Origin of the sequence: Peribacillus frigoritolerans, from assembly GCF_040250305.1 — a bacterium.
In the GTDB taxonomy this organism is placed as follows: Bacteria; Bacillota; Bacilli; order Bacillales; family DSM-1321; genus Peribacillus.
Genome location: NZ_CP158190.1, coordinates 1,246,954 through 1,263,232 on the forward strand (window position 1 = coordinate 1,246,954; position 16,279 = coordinate 1,263,232).

The 16,279-nt window shown below is 43.5% G+C and carries 15 protein-coding genes; 7 read left to right on the forward strand and 8 right to left on the reverse strand.

Features of this window, described 5'->3' with window-relative positions; translation table 11 throughout:
• Nucleotides 1-177 precede the first annotated feature (177 nt).
• Together ABOA58_RS06150 and ABOA58_RS06155 are read left to right on the forward strand one after the other, a co-directional pair.
• The gene (locus tag ABOA58_RS06150; RefSeq protein ID WP_350301644.1) at nt 178-1,110 is read left to right on the forward strand and encodes a catalase family peroxidase; all 933 of its coding nucleotides are present in this window, start codon (nt 178-180) and stop codon (nt 1,108-1,110) included.
• Nucleotides 1,107-1,331, forward strand: a complete 225-nt coding sequence (locus tag ABOA58_RS06155) for a hypothetical protein (RefSeq protein ID WP_350301645.1) — start codon at nt 1,107-1,109, stop codon at nt 1,329-1,331. Before ABOA58_RS06150 ends, ABOA58_RS06155 begins: the two co-directional genes overlap by 4 nt.
• A 46-nt stretch (nt 1,332-1,377) precedes the next feature.
• Here ABOA58_RS06155 and ABOA58_RS06160 read toward each other — a convergent pair whose 3' ends face one another.
• Both ABOA58_RS06160 and ABOA58_RS06165 read right to left on the reverse strand, forming a co-directional pair.
• On the reverse strand, nt 1,378-3,048 hold the full coding sequence (locus ABOA58_RS06160) for an ABC1 kinase family protein (RefSeq protein ID WP_350301646.1): 1,671 nt from the start codon (nt 3,046-3,048) through the stop codon (nt 1,378-1,380).
• A 14-nt stretch (nt 3,049-3,062) separates the two neighbouring features.
• Nucleotides 3,063-3,365 carry a phasin family protein gene (locus ABOA58_RS06165; RefSeq protein WP_063232312.1) on the reverse strand — a complete coding sequence of 101 codons (303 nt, stop codon included), beginning with the start codon at nt 3,363-3,365 and terminating at the stop codon, nt 3,063-3,065.
• A 220-nt stretch (nt 3,366-3,585) separates the two neighbouring features.
• Between ABOA58_RS06165 and ABOA58_RS06170 the strand changes: the two genes are divergently transcribed.
• Nucleotides 3,586-4,335 carry an SDR family NAD(P)-dependent oxidoreductase gene (locus tag ABOA58_RS06170; RefSeq protein ID WP_350301647.1) on the forward strand — a complete coding sequence of 250 codons (750 nt, stop codon included), beginning with the start codon at nt 3,586-3,588 and terminating at the stop codon, nt 4,333-4,335.
• A gap of 2 nt (nt 4,336-4,337) precedes the next feature.
• On the opposite strand, the gene ABOA58_RS06175 is transcribed toward ABOA58_RS06170, so the two are convergent.
• Both ABOA58_RS06175 and ABOA58_RS06180 read right to left on the reverse strand, forming a co-directional pair.
• The gene (locus ABOA58_RS06175; RefSeq protein ID WP_241663311.1) at nt 4,338-4,544 is read right to left on the reverse strand and encodes a hypothetical protein; all 207 of its coding nucleotides are present in this window, start codon (nt 4,542-4,544) and stop codon (nt 4,338-4,340) included.
• Nucleotides 4,545-4,632: 88 nt separating this feature from the next.
• Nucleotides 4,633-5,424 carry a TIGR00266 family protein gene (locus ABOA58_RS06180; protein WP_048687434.1) on the reverse strand — a complete coding sequence of 264 codons (792 nt, stop codon included), beginning with the start codon at nt 5,422-5,424 and terminating at the stop codon, nt 4,633-4,635.
• A 190-nt stretch (nt 5,425-5,614) separates the two neighbouring features.
• Here ABOA58_RS06180 and glpK point away from each other — a divergent pair, with 190 nt between their 5' ends.
• Together glpK and ABOA58_RS06190 are read left to right on the forward strand one after the other, a co-directional pair.
• A complete protein-coding gene (gene glpK / locus ABOA58_RS06185; protein ID WP_350301648.1) occupies nt 5,615-7,105 on the forward strand; it encodes a glycerol kinase GlpK in 1,491 nt (496 codons plus the stop codon).
• Nucleotides 7,106-7,166: 61 nt separating this feature from the next.
• The gene (locus tag ABOA58_RS06190) at nt 7,167-7,634 is read left to right on the forward strand and encodes a CBS domain-containing protein (RefSeq protein WP_275730962.1); all 468 of its coding nucleotides are present in this window, start codon (nt 7,167-7,169) and stop codon (nt 7,632-7,634) included.
• Nucleotides 7,635-7,687: 53 nt separating this feature from the next.
• On the opposite strand, the gene ABOA58_RS06195 is transcribed toward ABOA58_RS06190, so the two are convergent.
• From ABOA58_RS06195 to ABOA58_RS06210, 4 genes are all read right to left on the reverse strand, one after another.
• Nucleotides 7,688-9,805, reverse strand: a complete 2,118-nt coding sequence (locus tag ABOA58_RS06195; RefSeq protein WP_350301649.1) for a peptidoglycan D,D-transpeptidase FtsI family protein — start codon at nt 9,803-9,805, stop codon at nt 7,688-7,690.
• Nucleotides 9,806-10,145: 340 nt separating this feature from the next.
• On the reverse strand, nt 10,146-10,499 hold the full coding sequence (locus ABOA58_RS06200) for a hypothetical protein (RefSeq protein ID WP_350301650.1): 354 nt from the start codon (nt 10,497-10,499) through the stop codon (nt 10,146-10,148).
• Between the two features lie 74 nt (nt 10,500-10,573).
• Nucleotides 10,574-11,692, reverse strand: a complete 1,119-nt coding sequence (locus ABOA58_RS06205) for a DUF2515 family protein (RefSeq protein ID WP_350301651.1) — start codon at nt 11,690-11,692, stop codon at nt 10,574-10,576.
• Nucleotides 11,693-11,775: 83 nt separating this feature from the next.
• Nucleotides 11,776-11,943 carry a hypothetical protein gene (locus ABOA58_RS06210; protein ID WP_350301652.1) on the reverse strand — a complete coding sequence of 56 codons (168 nt, stop codon included), beginning with the start codon at nt 11,941-11,943 and terminating at the stop codon, nt 11,776-11,778.
• 507 nt (nt 11,944-12,450) lie between these two features.
• Between ABOA58_RS06210 and ABOA58_RS06215 the strand changes: the two genes are divergently transcribed.
• On the forward strand, nt 12,451-14,202 hold the full coding sequence (locus ABOA58_RS06215) for an ABC transporter ATP-binding protein (RefSeq protein WP_350301653.1): 1,752 nt from the start codon (nt 12,451-12,453) through the stop codon (nt 14,200-14,202).
• The gene (locus tag ABOA58_RS06220; protein WP_350301654.1) at nt 14,199-16,217 is read left to right on the forward strand and encodes an ABC transporter ATP-binding protein; all 2,019 of its coding nucleotides are present in this window, start codon (nt 14,199-14,201) and stop codon (nt 16,215-16,217) included. Before ABOA58_RS06215 ends, ABOA58_RS06220 begins: the two co-directional genes overlap by 4 nt.
• Nucleotides 16,218-16,279: the final 62 nt, after the last annotated feature.

Sequence of the window (16,279 nt, forward strand, 5' to 3'; positions counted from 1 at the left end):
TCGGTTTAATCGTAGTAATAATTGAAAAGGTTAAAGCGCCGGGATTTTTCCAGGCGTTTTCTTTTTGTAAAAAGTTCAGTCATGAGAAATGTGATAGAGCATAAGGAAGTCCATTAATGGGTAGAGGTAATAACAAGTGAAAATGATTTTTTGACATTGAAAAATGGGGTGTGTGTTATGGAGGAAAATGATAATTTGAAACCTGAACTAGCCAGGGAAGCAGTTAATGTAATTGAAGATGTAGCTGGAAAACATCCTGGTTATCGGCGTGTACATGCAAGGGGATATGTTTATGAGGGGGTTTTTACCCCAAACGGAAAAGCGTCCCCATTAACGGTGGCTTCGCATCTTCAGGATGAAGCCGTGCCGGCGATCATTCGGTTTTCAAATAGCTCGCCGATTCCAAGCCATCCTGATGCCATTTCCCCTGTAAAGGGCATGGCAGTCAAGTTTCAATTGCCGGATGGAGAGGTGTCAGATCTTATTACTGTGACCATTCCGTTATTCTTTGCGAAAACACCGGAAGCGTTTGTTGATATTGCTGGTTTTTTCAAATCTGCCAAAGAAGGTTTCCCAAATCTGAAAGAGCTTGCAAAAATCCTGTGGAAGTACCCTGAAAGCAAGGCAAGCCTGCAAATGCTTAAAGAAATGCGTTCTCCAGCCAGTTTCTCAACGTGTCAATATTACTCGATTCATGCATTCTATTTCATTAACGCGGAAGGAAGGCGGCAGGCCATCAAGTACGAGTGGGTACCTGATGCCGGCCTTAGTATGCTAGAAAAAAAGGATTTGGCCATGCATTCGCCAGAGTATCTGAATGAAGAAATGGAAGAGAGGCTTAAAGAAGGTCCGGTGGGCTTTAAATTGAACATACAAATAGGAGGGGAAAATGACCCGACTGACGATCCAACCACAGCTTGGCCGGAAGATAAACAGGTAATCACGATTGGGCATTTAATGATCTCCAAAAAATCGGAAGTGTGTAAAGATACTTTATTGTTTGATCCAACCAATATTCCTGAAGGAATCGAGTGCTCGGAAGACCGGATCTTGCATTTCCGCCATAGTGCGTATGCCGTTTCATATGAACGACGGATAAATAACCAATGAATGAAATCACGAAAAGGGAACCCTGCATTAAAGGGGTTCCCTTCAGACTGCTGGAAAACCTGCTTTCAGAAATCCACTCCCTTTCCCACTGTCAGACAAGCCTCATCAAAGCAAGCGTCTGTGGGGTTTCGGTTAGCCAGTTATTCGGCAGGAGTGTTGCAAATTTCCTCAATCCAGTGAGAATTGCAGTAAAAAACTTAAAGGATAAGGACTTGTTTTAAATTCATGGTTCGGGATGAGACCAATCTGAACCCCTTTTATAGTAGGTTACATTTTTCCGGATCTGAAAATGGTGTAGAGCATAAGTAGGAACATCAGGGTTGCAACGACAAATCCAATCTCGATAACCGGTATTTTCCATAGGGTCAAGGTTTCCCCGCCTATTGCAGAGCCGATAATGAGACCGACCATGATTATGCTGAATGCAAGCAGGATAATACTGAACGACAACCGGTTCGAGATTTGATCAAGCTTATGTAAAAATACTTGAAGTTCGGGAATGTTGATATCGAGCCGCAATTTCCCTTTTTTAATGATACCTGTCACTTCCTTGATATCCTTGGGCAGTTCGGCAATGGCTTCAGCAGACTCGATGAATTGATTCCAAGCGTTTTTCGCAATGTTTTTTGGATTGTAGCGTTCTTTAAAAAGCCTCTCCCCAAAAGGTTCAGCTGCCTTCATGATGCTGAAATTCGGATCTAACCCTTCGACAATGGCCTCCATGGTAAGCAGAGCCTTGCCGAGCATCGTGAATTCGGGTGGGATTTGGACTTGGTGCCGATTGGCAACAGTGAACAGGTCATTGACTGCTCCGCCTAAGCTGATTTGGCTCAATGGGATATCATAATATTTGTTTCGCAGTTCATCAATATCCCCCCTTAATGGGGCCATATCGATTTCGTCCGTCAGGAGGCCCATATCTGAAAGCGTCTTGATCAATCCATTGGTGCTTCCGCGTTTCAGGTTGATGACAAGCGAGGCGAACTGATATTTCGTTTCTTCCTCCAGACGTCCCACCATTCCGAAATCCATGAGTGCGACTACATTTCCCGGCAAAATGATGATATTGCCAGGATGGGGATCGCCGTGGTAAAAGCCATCGATCAATATTTGCTGAAGCATGGAGTTCGCTAATCTTTCCGCGATTTGCCGGCGATCATAACCTTCATCATCAAGCTGTTTATAATGATTGATCTTAATTCCTTGAATGAAATCCATCGTCAGGACCCTTTTTGTGGAATACTCCCAATGGATCCTTGGTACCTTAAACCCTTGATCACCGGTGAACTGCTTGGCAATTCTTTCCCCGTTTCGACCCTCGGAGTTATAATCGAGTTCTGCGCGGAGTGATTTAGCGAATTCATCAATCATTTTCCTGATTTGGTAGCGTCTTGCCCAAGATATGCGAGCTTCCATAAGTCTTGCCAAATCATCGAGAATTTCCAAATCCGTTTCCACTGTCGGCAGAATATCGGGCCGCTGCACTTTGATTGCTACGACTTCTTGTGAAGGAAGCCGTGCCGTATGGACCTGTCCAATTGAAGCGGTTGCCAGAGGGGTTTCATTAAATTCAAGAAAAATGTTTTCCAAAGAATCGCCCAATTCGGCTTCGACAATTTTGCGAACCTTATCAAATGGAAAGGGGGTCACTTGGTCCTGTAGCTTTTCAAGTTCGCGGACGATCTCGTCGGGAACGAAATCACGCCTCGTGCTTGCAATCTGACCAAGTTTAATGAATGTTGGTCCCAAGCTTTGTAATATCTTATGCAGCCGCTCTCCGATTGAGCGGAGGTTCAGGTTTTCATCGGGTTGGAGTTTCGATCCCGCTTTGTTCTCGGATAATCCCAGGCGATAGATGAAGTAACCGAAACCATTTTTCAAGAAGGCATTAATGATTTCCTGGTAACGATGTGCGTGTTTCAGTCGCTTGCGAAACATTCAAGTACCTCCTGTCACGATTGTAAGTTTTGGTTCTGCTTCTCCAAAATTACGATACGGCGCTCCAATTCCTGAACTTCTTCTTTAGTTGCCAAGTTTAGGCCATTGAGCGCTTGATTGACTTTGGCCTTGACGGAATCATCCAGCTGCTTTTGGGCTTGTTCCCCTTTTTCGACCCATTGCTTCAAAAGGACCTTGGAGTCTTCTTTGCTGATATCGCCTTTTTTGACAAGAGAGTCCACTGCTTTTTCAATTTGCTCTTTTGTAGCAGCGGCAGCACCTAATCCTAAAGAAAACACATTTTTTAATAAGTCCATTTTTACATTCCTCCAATATAAGTTTTTTACACCGTAAGAAAGATAATAGCGGATGCCGTTCACTCTGGTTCATTCTTGCTGTTACCATCTATCATACATCACTTTAGGGCAGCTAGAGAAATATAAGGGTCCTGCAGGTTTTTGATGATAGGAAATTGTTTGAAGTGAAGCGAATTGGATATTATGATAGGGACAAATCTGTGAAAGTGAGGGTGGAATAATGGGTTTCAAAAATAAAACGGTGATTGTAACAGGCGCTTCGAATGGTATAGGGAGAGGTGTGGCAAAGGGATATGCAGAAAGCGGCGCTTCAGTCGTTCTCGCAGATTTGGACGAGCGGGAAGGTCTTTCGTATGTGGAAGAGCTCAAAAGTAACGGTCATGAAGCCATGTTCGTCAAAACGGATGTACGCAAGGAAGCTGACATCCGTCATTTGATGGATGTAACTCTAAAAACATATAAGACCATTGATATATTAATCAATAATGCAGGAAAGGCATTATTCAAATCGCTTTATGACCTGACGATTGAGGAATGGGACGATATGATGAATACGAATTTGCGCAGTGTTTTCCTTTGTTCCCGGGCTGCGGCAGAATCGATGCGGAAAAATGAAAAGGGAGGTGCAATCATCAATTTGGCATCAACCAGAGCGATGATGTCTGAGCCTGATTCGGAATCCTATGCAGCGACAAAAGGGGGGATCAAAGCACTGACACATGCACTTGCCGCTTCTTTAGGCAAAGAGAAAATTACGGTCAATTCGATTTCGCCGGGATGGATTGAAACGCGAGATTATGAATCGCTGAGGGATAAAGATCACCAGCAGCATTTTTCCAATCGGGTTGGCAAGCCTGAAGATATTGCAAGGGCCTGTCTTTATTTGACGGCACCGGAAAATGATTTCGTTACGGGTGCGGATCTTATCGTCGATGGAGGCATGACAAGAAAAATGATGTACGAGGAGTGATCTCATTTTTTTCGATAAAGATATTGCAGTTCAGTCCCGAGTTCACGGTTGAGCAGCTGTTCCATTTCTTCAAGCTCTTTTATGCCGATTGGGCCATCGGCAGCTGTCCAGTGAATGGTATAAACAAAATAGTAATCTCTTATTTTTCGGAAAATAACAGGCGAATTCGGGAATTGATCAAAAATTGCCTTGATATTATAGCGTCTCATGTAGGACCACTTAACAAGCTGCATGTAGCTACCCATCCTTTTCAAAAGAGATCAATGACTGCCATAGTGGCAGCCATTGGTCCGGTTCTTATTTATCGTTGAATAAATTGAATAAGCCTCTAGCTACGCTGCCTTCTTCCGAGGATCCTCCATTTTGCGGCGCTGCAGCAAATACACGGCTTGCAAGCCGGCTGAATGGCAAAGATTGCACCCAGACGGTTCCGGGTCCTTTTAATGTTGCAAAGAACAAACCTTCGCCTCCGAATAAAGCGGTTTTCACGCCTTTTACAGTTTCAATATTATAATCTACCCCGCTAGTCATTGCTACTAAACATCCTGTATCGACGCGTAAGATCTCTCCAGCAGCCAATTCTTTTTTATGGATCGTGCCGCCGGCATGAACGAAGGTCATTCCATCTCCTTCAAGTTTTTGCATGATGAAGCCTTCACCGCCAAAGAAGCCTGCCCCTATCTTTCTTTGAAACTCAATTCCGACTGAAACGCCTTTCGCTGCCGCCAGGAATGCGTCTTTTTGACAAATGATTTTCCCGCCGAGCTCGCTTAAATCCATCGGAATGATTTTACCTGGATAAGGCGAGGCGAATGAAACGTGTTTTTTATCTCGTCCTTCATTCGTAAAAGCCGTCATGAAAAGACTCTCACCAGTAAGGAGCCGTTTCCCGGCACCGAATAGCTTACCCATCATTCCGCTGTCACCATTCGAAGACCCATCGCCAAAGATGGTTTCCATCTTGATTTGATCTTCCATCATCATCAAACTTCCGGCTTCGGCAATCACCGTTTCCTGAGGATCCAATTCCACTTCAACAAACTGCATGTCATCTCCATATAATTTAAAATCTATTTCATGGTTATTCATTTTCCATTCCTCCTATCAATCTTATTTTCATTGTAAAAGATAAACTCTTAACCTGCCAATATTTTTCAGTTTTCTGCTGTAATTTATATATTTTTGTTTTCACGGGTAAATCTAGTAAAATGAAGAAAGAAAAAACAGCATGACACTTAAGCTGAAATGAACCTTTTCTTAAGTGCAGGAGGAGACAGCCGTGGAGACTTACATACTATCATTGGACCAGGGAACGACAAGTTCCCGGGCCATTTTATTTAATAAAAGCGGGGAAGTTTTGCATATTGCCCAAAAGGAATTCACCCAATATTTCAGAAATCCAGGATGGGTGGAGCATAACGCCAATGAAATTTGGGGTTCCATCCTATCGGTAATCGCTTCCTGTCTATCGGAAATGAATGTAAAGCCTGAACAGATCGCTGGAATTGGCATAACGAATCAACGGGAAACGACCGTGGTATGGGATAAGGAAACAGGTCAGCCGATTCATCATGCCATCGTCTGGCAATCCCGGCAGACAAGCGTAATTTGTACGCAATTGAAGGATGAGGGCCTCGGTGACTTATTTTTGCAGAAAACCGGATTGTTAATTGATGCATATTTTTCCGGAACAAAGGTGAAATGGATTCTCGACCATGTAGATGGGGCACGGGAAAAGGCTGAAAACGGAGACTTATTGTTTGGTACGATCGATACGTGGCTGATATGGAAACTTTCGGGTGGTAAATCACATGTAACCGATTATTCGAATGCTTCAAGGACGCTGATGTATAACATTCATGATCTGAAGTGGGACGAAGAGCTGCTGGAAATCCTGCAAGTGCCGCGATCGATGCTTCCGGATGTTCGTTCTTCATCGGAGATATACGGGAAAACAGCGCCACACCATTTCTTTGGGCACGAAATCCCGATTGCCGGAGCAGCGGGAGATCAACAGGCCGCATTGTTCGGCCAAGAATGCTTTGAAAAAGGAATGGCTAAGAATACGTATGGCACCGGATGCTTCATGCTGATGAACACAGGAGAAAAGGCAGTGAAATCAGAGCATGGCCTGTTGACCACGATTGCATGGGGACTGAATGGAAAAGTCGAATATGCCTTGGAAGGAAGTATTTTTGTCGCAGGTTCGGCCATACAATGGTTAAGGGATGGACTGAAACTCTTGCATGATCCGAAAGACAGTGAAAAGTATGCTTTGCGGGTCACTTCAGCAGATGGTGTCTATGTAGTTCCCGCATTTGTTGGATTAGGTACCCCTTATTGGGATAGTGATGTCAGGGGAGCTGTATTCGGACTGACAAGGGGGACATCGAAGGAGCATTTCGTCCGGGCAACATTGGAAGCATTGGCCTACCAGACAAAAGATGTCCTTAGCGCCATGGAAGTCGATTCAGGGATTAACCTAAAGGCATTGAGGGTCGATGGAGGGGTTGTCAAAAACAACTTCTTGATGGAATTTCAAAGCGGCCTCCTGAATGTACCAGTCGAAAGACCGGTCATTAGTGAAACGACAGCGTTAGGAGCGGCGTATTTGGCTGGGCTCGCTGTCGGTTATTGGGAAAGTCAGGAAGAGATTTCAAAGCTATGGGCAGTCGATAAGAAATTCGAACCCGGGATGGAAGAACAGGAACGGAAGGATTTATATAATGGCTGGAAAAAGGCAGTTCAGGCGGCAAGGGTTTTTAAATAGAGTAAGTAAGGGTATTAATAGAGAGAGGAATACAGAACGTACAAACAAAAGGGGTGGTAATATGTTAGTTAAGGATTTCATGATAAGGGAAGTCTTTGTAGCCCGTCCTGATTTTACATTAAAGGAAATTCTGCGGATCTTAATCGAAAATAAAGTGGGCGGGGTCCCTGTTGTGGATGAACATGATAAGCTATTGGGAATGGTGACGGACGGGGATATCCTCCGTTATTTGACACCTGCTGAGGAAGCCATCATGGGGTATTTCACCTACATTACGGTTCTTCCCGGTGAAGAATTGGATGAAAAGGTTACATCCAAAATGAATGATAAAGTCTCACAAATCATTAAAAATAAAAAGATTACAAAGCTATCTCCCGAAGATCCGTTAGATGAATTGATAAAGGTCCTTTCCAAGCATCATTTCAAGAAAATCCCTGTCGTGGACAAAAATGATAAAGTCGTCGGCATCATCAGCAGGGGAGATGCACTTAGGGCCCTTTATAAGGAATTCGTTCAAAAGCTGGAATAAATGAGCATCATAAAAAGGCCTGCTCGATTACGAGCAGGCCTTTTTTGTAATCATCATTGAGTGCTTTCTACTGCCTTATCTGCATCAGATTCACCTTTTGCTCTTTTTTCCTTCAATTTAAAGTAGGCGTCCATTACGTCCCGCCCGATCCGTTTGTTTATATCATCAGAGGGCTTGCCTTGATACACCCATGGCACGACGACAGAGAATGCCACTTCCGGATTATTGTGGGGTGCATAACCTACAAGCGTCAAATTGATAGTCGGGACTGGAGCGCTATATTGATTTCTCCGCGGTCCGTCGTAAAAGGCCTCGGCAGTACCCGTTTTTGCTGCCGCACGGTAGGACTTACCGCCGAAATATTTATATGCCGTCCCGCCTGGCTCCTGTGCGACCTGTCTGAATCCTTCCTGGACACGTTGCATCCAAACGTCTTTTCCGCCTAAGTCGTTTAATACTTTAGGACTCATTGTTTTAAAAACGCTGCCCAATTCTTGGTGTTCGTTGGAAGGATTCCTGATTTCCCTGACCATATGGGGCTCAAGCCTTTTTCCGCCATTTGCAATCGTCGATACGTACTGTGCCAATTGCATAGGAGTATATGTATCATACTGCCCAATCGATAAATCCAGCAGCAATCCGTCTGTTGACATATCGACTCCTTTAAACCCTACGGATTCATTTGGCAGGTCGATGCCTGTGCGGACACCCAATCCAAATTGGGCATAATGATTCCGCATGATTGAATAAGCTTCCCGGTTGATTCCTAACGGCCGGTTAGGGATATAATGACCGCCGGCAATTTTGATTGCCGTCATGAACATATAGACATTCGACGATTTCTTTAACGCAGAGACATCGGTTACATAACCCAATTCACTATAAGATCCTTTGGGCTTAGCCCTTGCTAATTGGAGTTTTCTGTCAAAAAAAGCTGACCCTGGTGCGATCGCTCCTGTCTGAAAGCCTGTGTAGACAGTGGCTCCTTTAACAGATGACCCCATCGTATAGGATGTCGTAATGTTTCCAAGGGCGAAATCGTTCATTTCGGTCAAGCCGGTTTTACTGTTGCGGCCGTATTGCCTGCCGGCCATCGTGAGCACCTCGCCTGTATTCGGGTCCATTAAAACGACAAAGGCACGATCCAATAAGTAGGTATTTCCTTTGGCTTTCGTTTTCCGCAATTCTCTCTCGATGATTTTTTCAACCTGCTGCTGCAGCTCCATATCAATTGTAAGGACCAAGTCTTTTCCGCTTTGCCCTTCAGTGAGGGTATTCGTTTTGATTACTTCCCCTTTGCTCAGCACATTTTCAATCCGTGTCTTTTGACCGCGCAGGACATCTTCATATTGCTTTTCGATATAACTTTTTCCGACCCGGTCATTCCTGGTATAGTCTCGTGCCAGATAATAGTCGATATTTTCACTGGGAATGCCTTCTTCGGAAGAAGAGACCTTGCCAAGAACCGAACGAAGGGTCTTGTCATACTTATAGGTCCTTTCCCAATCCGTCGTTACATCCACGCCTGGCATTTCATCCAAATGTTCGCTGACCCTGGCGAATTCCTTAGTGGTGACATCTTTATTTTTCACGATCGAGGGTGCAAGGGCATAGCCGCTATTGAATTCCCGGAAGATGGCGATCACTTCCAATTCATCTTTGGTGAATTCGTTGATATCCTCATCGGTTACCCGTTCCATTTGAAGTTTGTATAAATTTTTTTGCTCTAGTTTCTTTTCGACTACTTTCTTCCTCTCGGCCTTGGTAATCAAGGCTTCGGCTTCTTTCGGATGCTTTAAAATCCAAAAATCCTTTTTATCCGGCAGGGTTACCTTTTTGGTATCTTTTTCTATCAAGGTGGCAAGGACCTCTGCCGTCTTCACCATATCGGCCGTTTTCGTATTCGGGTATTTCGTATAGGTGATGGCATTGCGTGGCTCATTATCAACGACCGGATTCAAGTTGCGGTCATACATCTTGCCACGGGGAACGGGGGTATTGGCCACATCGTTTTCCGTTCGGTCGACTTCGCGGAGGTAATCATCCCCATATACGATTTGGACGATGCCAAGCCGGATTATTAAGCTTGAAAATAAAATGAATATTAAAAAGAACATAAAGTTCAGTCGGAAAGGAATTGGGGTTTTTTTCTTTTTTTCTTTGGCCATCATTAACATTCCTTTCTAGTAAAAGTAAAAAATAAGAAAATTCCTATCTCCAATGATATATAAAATTAACTTATTTTTCTATGGTTTATCCGTAAATTTATCTATATTTCCAAAAGATTGTTCTGAAGTTAGATAATCCCTAGTAATCTTATAATTGGGAAAATTAATATAATAGATAAATAGAGGAAGAAGCGGTCCAGCGGCAATCATTAGTAGGGATGCGTGGTTGGGGTGCTCATATAAAAAAGGGGAGCATAAATCAAGGTACTTGGAAAGAAGTCTTGTACATGAACGATTAATGACTATAACCCTAATTCACTACAACGACTTAAGTACCATGATTTTATCTTGCTTCATATTTCCTAACGGGAGTTTGAGTCGTGACACTGATAACCTCTTTGAAATATCCGCATAGCTCAAGCCATTTTTCAGGGTAAATATAGTTGAAGCGTTCGATCGTTTCTAGGGAGTGAAGCACAAGGCAATCGATTTGACCCGTTTTTTTACTTTGTAAATTGAATAGAAGCTCATGCGGGATTGTGTAATAAGGGTGGATTTGATACGGATTGAGTATGACCGGGGAAATATTCTTCTCTTCCATATACTTGTCCGTCACGATCTTTTGGATTGCAAAGCTTTCATCTGTATGTAAATCCCCGATTTTGTAATTTGGGTTCAATAGTACAATGCCTCTCATTTGCTTCACCCATCCTTTTTGCTAACCATTCTTGCCAAATGGGGGAAGGGATATTCAAAGTAAGAGGCTTCATGCTAGAAAATGGCTTTCATTCCGTTAAGGGTTTTGAGATGCGTGACATTTTCGAGCACCTCGTTGGTCAGGTCCGCCCTTTTAATGATCGGTAAGCTTCGTAAATCTTCTATGAAGCTTTCATTCGTGAACCAATCAAAGGAATGGGGAGGAAAGACTAGATGATCTTTCCATGCATCATGAAGAGTGGGGCTGTAAACTTTATCATCTTTTGACGTGGATGCATCAGAGGTATATATGCTTGCCCAGTAATCCTCTCTTGAACCCGTGTGGGGAATCTCTTTTGTAAATTGGCCAACACCGCGAAAAACCACCGGATGCTGAAAAAGAAGCTCATATAATGATTTGCCCGTTTCAATACGCTGTTTCGGGTCGGCAAAGCGTTCAACGGTAAGGCCTGTCAAGGAATGAAATCCTTTTTGCTTGTTTGCATAAGGAAAAATCACTTTCATGAAGCCTAAGTATTCCTGCAATTGAAAATCAAGCCTGCGGAGGATTTCGCCATGACGGGTGCGTTTTAATATCCTTTCCTGAAGCATTCTTTGTTCATTGATGATAAGGGCCGTTGTCAAAAGGGGGGAATGGGGCTCTTCAATGAAAGATTCCCAAATCGGGGCCATGAATCTTGAAATGCGGAATACCGGTAAATACCTTCTTAGCGGAAGTTCTTTTTGTTTGGAATGTTCATATAAAAGAAGCTGGGGGAAAGCATCAGCAAATATGGCTGAATTGGCGCGCTCAAGGAACAGGAAGAATTTCTGCCGTTCCGCTCGGTCAAGGAGGTGGGTCATGATTGAACTTTTCAAGTCAGACATATGGTATCCTCCATTCCTCGAAACCATATGTGCTAAAAAGGCCCAATGGACCTCTGGATTACGATTGTAAAAGGCAAGATATGCTTGTGTTCTTGTGATATTGTTCCGGTTCAAGGCAGCCGTCACGGTTCGAATCCTTTTTATAAGAGCGGTTTCCTCAGGGAAAAAAGCTTTTGACTCATCAAAAGGCTGAAAGAGCTCTTTTTGTAAAAGGGATTTTAGCGTGACATATCTTTCAGCATCGATGATGGGTTTTGTTTTGGCAGGGTGTTTACCCAACAGCTTTTTCAAATATTGGGAGAGCATACAATCACCACGAATGTTTTTCGATCATTATATGCAGAGCCGTCAAGAAAGGGGCATTGCATTTGCAACGCCCCCAGGTGATGTCATTTTTTTTTCTTCTTTTCCCGGTACAATAAAATATAATAGACTATCCAGAAAAGAAACACAGGAATGAAGGATAAAAATCTATATTGGACCGGTACGGCAAATAAGATGAAAATGGATGATAATAAAAAGGGAACCGCCAGGAGTATATATTTTCTCCATTGCATATGCTGAACCTCCTTAGGTTACGTCATCCTATAAGAATAAAGGAATATCCATCAATAATCTAGAAAAGTCGCAATTGACAAAAATAAGCAAACGTAGTAATCTTTAAATATAAGTTAAAAATTACCATTAATTTAAAAAAAGGAGGCGAACGTCATGACTAAATCAGTTAAGCACAGTGATGTCATAATCGAATATCATACGTCCGCCTGCCCAGAGACCTTGTCTTTCTAGACAAGGGATCCGACGTGTTCATTGATCATTTTAAAGCGCAGGTTGTGGAATTTTCGCGGCCTGCGCTTTTATATGTGTTATTACGCATCTAAAAAAGCTTCCGCTAATTGGCGGGGGCTTTTTGGCATTTGGGATACAGGTGCATTAGCATCCTTTCCATATAAAAGATAGGAGGAATTTAAAATGAGACAAAAGACATTGGAAATTTTATTGAAGCCGGGAGATCCAGAAAGCGGTTAGCGAGTGAAAGATTTGACCAAAAGGGAGGGGAATTCATGTTTGCGATTTTTAAAAAGCTGTCCTGGTTCTTTAAAGAACAGTGGCAGCGTTACACCTTGGCTATTTTATTTCTATGTCTAGTGAATATCTTGGAGGTTATCCCGCCAAAACTTGTCGGGAATGCCATCGATGATATGAACAATGGCAACATGACGCAGGAAGCGGTCATGAAATACGTTATTTATTTGCTCATGGTACTGATCGGCAGTTACATATTTGGTTACTTATGGAGTTATCTGTTATTCGGCGGAGGTAACCTGGTCGAACGAAAACTAAGGTCCGGATTTATGGGCCATTTGCTGAAAATGACGCCGAGCTTTTATGAAAAAAACCGTACAGGGGATTTAATGGCAAGGGCAACCAATGATTTAAAGGCAATATCCCTCACGGCTGGTTTCGGGATATTGACCCTCGTTGACGCAGTGCTGTTCACCATAACGGTAGTAGTCATGATGGGGGCCACGATCAGCTGGCAGTTGACGATTGCGGCGGTGCTGCCGCTTCCGATCATGGCAGTGATGATGCAAATTTACGTGAAGAAAATTTACAAACGTTTTACGGATGCACAAGCAGCCTTTGGTACTTTAAATGACAAGGTCCTGGAATCCATTTCAGGTGTCCGTGTTATCCGGGCCTATGTCCAGGAACGGGAAGATGAAAAGCGGTTTGATGAAATGACCGAGGATGTATATCGCAAAAATCTAGCCGTGGCAAGAATCGATGCCCTCTTTGATCCGACGATAAGCATTATCATCGGCATCAGTTATTTAATCGGGTTGGGCTATGGCGCTTATCTTGTGTTTCAACAGGCCATAACGCTTGGCGGACTTGTTTCGTTCAATGTGTACCTAGGCATGTTAATCTGGCCGATGATCGCGGTGGGTGAACTGATCAATGTCATGCAAAGGGGAAATGCTTCACTAGATCGTGTTCAGGATACCCTTTCACATGAAGCGGATGTGAAGAATTCAGTTGGGCTGGGGAGTATTGCGAATCCGGGAAATATCCAATTCGATTCAGTGTATTTTACATACCCTTCCTCAACGGTTGTGAATCTATCCAATATTTCCGTTCAGCTTGAGCGCGGTCAAACATTGGGGATAGTGGGGAAAACAGGTAGTGGAAAAACGACATTCGTGAAGCAATTGCTGCGGGAATACCCTTTAGGAAAAGGTGAAATCGCTTTTTCAGGCATGCCGCTGGAGCAACTGACCCTTGAAGATATTCGTAAATGGATCGGCTACGTTCCACAGGACCATTTTTTATTCTCGAAGTCTGTTAGGGATAACATCTTATTCGGTAAAATGGATGCAACGGAAGATGAACTGGCTAAAGCTATCCGGCTTGCGGATTTTGAGAAGGACTTAATGATGCTGCCAAACCGTCTTGAGACACTAGTGGGTGAGAAGGGTGTCGCACTATCCGGAGGGCAAAAGCAGAGGATTTCGATTGCCAGGGCACTGATCAAAAATCCAGAAATCCTTATATTGGATGATTCCTTATCTGCTGTAGATGCAAAAACGGAGACGACGATCATCGAAAATATCCAAAATGAACGAGCAGGGAAAACGACCATCATCACAACCCATCGCTTATCAGCCGTTCAGCACGCGGACAGGATTATTGTGTTGGACAGCGGAGAGATCATCGAAGAGGGGACTCATGAGGATTTGCTGCTTAAAGATGGCTGGTATAAGGAGCAATATGAGCGACAGCAGGTTGACGAAGGGAAGGAGGTGAAGGCATGAAGGTCGTAAAGAAACTTTTTAATTATGCTGCACTTTATAAAAAATTGATCATTGGCGCACTGATCATGCTGGCACTTTCGGTAGCCGCCGATTTAACGGGTCCTTTCGTTGCCAAGAAAATCATCGATTCACATATACTTGGCATTGAATCTTCCTGGTATGAGACGGATAAAGGAAAAGATGCTGTCAAGTACGATGGAAATTGGTATAAACGGGCTGATTACTTTGCAAAAGGTGAGAAGAAAGGCAGGGAAGTCCATGTTCTGCAGGTTGGCAATCAATTTGTCTTCGTAAATGAAGCTGTCCCTATTGATGGGCGCAGAACCTTGGAGGACCAATCATTGATCATCAGGAAAGACGGGAAAGAGCAACGTTCACAAGCAGTGAAATTGACAAGTCAGGAAGTGATGGGATTTTACCAACCGGAAATCCCTCGGATCATTAAGCTTGTGGCTTTTTATTTTAGCCTTGTCATCCTTTCCTCCATTTTTCAATATGGACAGAGCTTTTATTTACAGAAAGCGGCGAACCGAATCATACAGAAGATGCGAAATGATATTTTTAAGCACATTTCCCGTTTGCCGATACGTTATTTCGATAATATGCCGGCGGGTAAAGTTGTGGCAAGGGTCACTAATGATACGGAAGCGATCCGGGAATTATATGTAACCGTGCTCGCCAACTTTTTCTCGAGTACAATTAATATCTTCGGCGTTCTAATTGCTTTGTATATTCTGGATCCACGAGTCGGTACCATTGGCACTTTACTTATTCCGATCATCGTCATCTGGACGATGGTATACCGTAAATTCGCCTCGAAATATAATCACATCATTCGGGAACGGGTCAGCGATATTAATGGGATGATCAATGAATCCATTTCTGGAATGAGCATCATTCAGGCATTTGGACGTGAAAAGGAGACGAAGCAATCTTTTGAAAACCTGAACCGGGAGCATTATTCCTATCAAAATAAAATGCTCCATTTAAATTCGTTGACGGGTGGGAACTTGATTGGCGTCATTAAGGTTTTGGCGCTAATGGCATTCGTCTGGTATTTCGGCGGGATTTCCCTTACAGCGAGTTCGGCCATTTCCTTAGGGATGATGTATGCAATTGTTGATTTGATCAGCCGCCTGCTTCATCCGCTTCATGGAATCGTCAATCAGTTCGCTAATCTTGAACAGGCGCTTGTTGCAGGGGAGCGGGCATTCAGTTTATTGGATGAGCAGGGATTGGCAGTCAGTGATGAAAACATATCCAGATACAAAGGAAACGTGCAATTCGAAAACGTTTCTTTTGGTTATAAGGATAATGAATATGTGCTAAGGGACATTTCCTTTTCCGCTAAACAAGGCGAAACGGTCGCTTTAGTTGGCCACACCGGGTCAGGAAAAAGTTCCATAATGAATTTATTGTTCCGCTTTTATGACAGCAGTGAAGGCCAAATTAAAATCGATGGCACGAATATATTGGATATCCCCCATCAAACGCTTAGGGAGCATATGGGAATCGTCCTTCAGGATCCCTATTTATTCACTGGCACCATCGCCTCCAATATCAGTCTGAATCATAAAGGCATCACAAGGGAAATGGTTGAAAAAGCATTAAGAGATGTCGGGGGGGACAAAGTGCTGAAGCATCTTCCTTTAGGGCTTGACGAACCCGTAATCGAAAAAGGCGGAACGCTGTCTTCCGGACAGCGGCAGCTAATCTCTTTTGCACGTGCTCTTGCATTCAATCCGGCCATATTGATTTTGGATGAAGCGACAGCAAGCATCGACACCGAAACCGAGGCGATTATCCAGGAGGGAATGGAAGTGCTGAAAAAAGGGAGAACGACCTTCATCATTGCACATAGACTTTCCACGATAAAAAATGCCGACCAAATTCTTGTACTGGATAAAGGGCGGATTGCAGAACTTGGTACACATGAGGAATTAATGGAACTAAAAGGGAAGTACTATCAAATGTATGAACTGCAGGCTGGTCCGCATAAAGACATGGCGGGCTGACAATTGAATAAGGTTGGATAATCAAGATTAAACTATAATGAAGGTGCCGACTGTTGGTACCT

Coding starts and splice junctions, on each gene's coding strand:
- ABOA58_RS06150 (WP_350301644.1), top strand. CDS start 178: ATGGAGGAAAATGATAATTTGAAACCTGAACTAGCCAGGGAAGCAGTT.
- ABOA58_RS06155 (WP_350301645.1), top strand. CDS start 1,107: ATGAATGAAATCACGAAAAGGGAACCCTGCATTAAAGGGGTTCCCTTC.
- ABOA58_RS06160 (WP_350301646.1), bottom strand. CDS start 3,048: ATGTTTCGCAAGCGACTGAAACACGCACATCGTTACCAGGAAATCATT.
- ABOA58_RS06165 (WP_063232312.1), bottom strand. CDS start 3,365: ATGGACTTATTAAAAAATGTGTTTTCTTTAGGATTAGGTGCTGCCGCT.
- ABOA58_RS06170 (WP_350301647.1), top strand. CDS start 3,586: ATGGGTTTCAAAAATAAAACGGTGATTGTAACAGGCGCTTCGAATGGT.
- ABOA58_RS06175 (WP_241663311.1), bottom strand. CDS start 4,544: ATGAGACGCTATAATATCAAGGCAATTTTTGATCAATTCCCGAATTCG.
- ABOA58_RS06180 (WP_048687434.1), bottom strand. CDS start 5,424: ATGAATAACCATGAAATAGATTTTAAATTATATGGAGATGACATGCAG.
- ABOA58_RS06190 (WP_275730962.1), top strand. CDS start 7,167: ATGTTAGTTAAGGATTTCATGATAAGGGAAGTCTTTGTAGCCCGTCCT.
- ABOA58_RS06195 (WP_350301649.1), bottom strand. CDS start 9,805: ATGATGGCCAAAGAAAAAAAGAAAAAAACCCCAATTCCTTTCCGACTG.
- ABOA58_RS06200 (WP_350301650.1), bottom strand. CDS start 10,499: ATGAGAGGCATTGTACTATTGAACCCAAATTACAAAATCGGGGATTTA.
- ABOA58_RS06205 (WP_350301651.1), bottom strand. CDS start 11,692: ATGCTCTCCCAATATTTGAAAAAGCTGTTGGGTAAACACCCTGCCAAA.
- ABOA58_RS06210 (WP_350301652.1), bottom strand. CDS start 11,943: ATGCAATGGAGAAAATATATACTCCTGGCGGTTCCCTTTTTATTATCA.
- ABOA58_RS06215 (WP_350301653.1), top strand. CDS start 12,451: ATGTTTGCGATTTTTAAAAAGCTGTCCTGGTTCTTTAAAGAACAGTGG.
- ABOA58_RS06220 (WP_350301654.1), top strand. CDS start 14,199: ATGAAGGTCGTAAAGAAACTTTTTAATTATGCTGCACTTTATAAAAAA.